The sequence below is a fragment of the Streptococcus sp. HMSC36C04 genome, from assembly GCF_001839535.1.
In the GTDB taxonomy this organism is placed as follows: Bacteria; Bacillota; Bacilli; order Lactobacillales; family Streptococcaceae; genus Streptococcus; species Streptococcus hominis.
Genome location: NZ_KV841605.1, coordinates 31957 through 32301, shown reverse-complemented (window position 1 = coordinate 32301; position 345 = coordinate 31957). Strand labels below are relative to the sequence as shown.

Here is a 345-nt window from a genome sequence, read left to right as displayed (position 1 = left end):
TCTTGTACTCAACGGTAACATCACCGTATTTCTTCTCTACCGGTTTTTCAACTTTGTCATAAACATAGACAACGCGGGTTGTTCCTTCGACAACCTGACCACTCTCGTGACCTTGTGTAGCATTGGTATCAATACGATAAGTTGTGCCATCATCCGCCGTAATGGTAGTTGGTTTGTGATCAGTTGTGTCATAGTAAGTACCAACCCGTGAAGTTGGTGTATCTACGATACGCGGAGCAATGGTGTTGCCTTGCTTATCTTGGTAGTCAACGACAACATTACCATATTTCTCTACTGGTTTTTCAAGCTTATCATAAACATAGACAACGCGGGTTGTTCCTTCGA

General features: G+C 42.9%; 1 protein-coding gene. It reads right to left on the bottom strand.

Annotated elements, in window-relative coordinates:
* Window positions 1-345 (bottom strand): MucBP domain-containing protein (locus HMPREF3249_RS09540; RefSeq protein WP_180363203.1); only part of this gene is annotated, 345 nt, incomplete at both ends.